We start from the raw sequence: 1,088 nt of genomic DNA on the forward strand, positions 1-1,088 counted from the left end.
GTGACGACCGCGGTCATCGTCGTCGACGCAAAAAAACACACGGCGCTCGTCTGCTTGTAGGAGGGGCAGACGAAAGGGGAAAAATCTCTCGAGAGGCCGGCTCATTCCGCATCCGAAGGCTCAAACACCTGCTTCTGCGCGAATGGGAAGAGCTGGGTTTGGAAACCGACATGATCCTGAACCGCTGCGAGCATTCGAGCCGCTGACCGTTGCCTTTGGATTGCAAATCCAAACCTGCAAAAATCACTTCATCCCCAGCAGCTTTTGTATCACGGCGGGCGTGTCCCCGAAGGTCTGCCGGAAAACCGCATAGAAATTGCTGATGCCGTTATAGCCAACCTCCTTCGCCACCTCCTGGATGGAGAGGGTATCGTCCCCCAGCAGATCAAGGGCGCGTTTCATGCGCAGGGTGCGGACGTATTCCGCAACGCTTTTCCCCTCGGTCAGCCGGAAGCCCTTTTGCAGCTTGTTCTTGTTGACGCCAACCTTCCTGCAAAGGTCAATAACGGCAGGTGGGTGCTCCAGGCTGGCTTGCAGGATAGCCTTTGCCTTTTCCACCGCGTGGATCTCATTCTCGTCGAGATAGACCGGCGTCTGCGAGGATAGCTGCTGCACAAGTTCGATCAGATAGCCCGCAGCCTCCAGTCCCAATCCTCTCAGCCATGTATCAAAAGCAAGTCCTGTCAAGCAGCATTGCTCGATGCGGCGATAGATGGACACCAGCTCCGGCGCATGAAGGTCTGCACCATGAATCGTGTTTTTTGCATCCCGCCAGAAGCTGTCATAGAGCGGAACGCTGTTCTCCGTGAAAAACGCTTCCTGAAAATACAGCCCTTGAAACCGCAGCCGTTGCCCTCCGGGAACTTTCATAAAAAATGGGACGGGCGAATCAAAGACAAAGCAGTTGATACCCGCACCGAAGTGAATCGTCTGATCCCTCTGCGTGTAGGCTTCCACCGAGCCCTGCTTACTCAGACCGATCCCCACATACCGCTGACGGAACTGGCTGCGGATGATCGTATCCTGCGGATAGGTAAAGTCTGCGTCCGCTGCGGAAAAGCCGTGCAGATCGCCCCAGAAGCCAATTG

The 1,088-nt window shown here is 55.6% G+C and carries 2 protein-coding genes; one reads left to right on the forward strand and one right to left on the reverse strand.

The annotated features are described in order from the left end of the window. Positions 1-206, forward strand: a 206-nt coding sequence (locus SY1_RS09990; RefSeq protein ID WP_208873675.1) for a hypothetical protein, incomplete at its 5' end; no start/stop codon positions are given. Between the two features lie 37 nt (positions 207-243). Here SY1_RS09990 and SY1_RS09995 read toward each other — a convergent pair. Continuing rightward, positions 244-1,088: helix-turn-helix domain-containing protein (locus tag SY1_RS09995; RefSeq protein ID WP_208873677.1), on the reverse strand; the 845-nt coding region annotated here is incomplete at its 5' end.

The sequence above is a fragment of the Fretibacterium fastidiosum genome (assembly GCF_000210715.1).
Taxonomy (GTDB): Bacteria; Synergistota; Synergistia; order Synergistales; family Aminobacteriaceae; genus Fretibacterium; species Fretibacterium fastidiosum.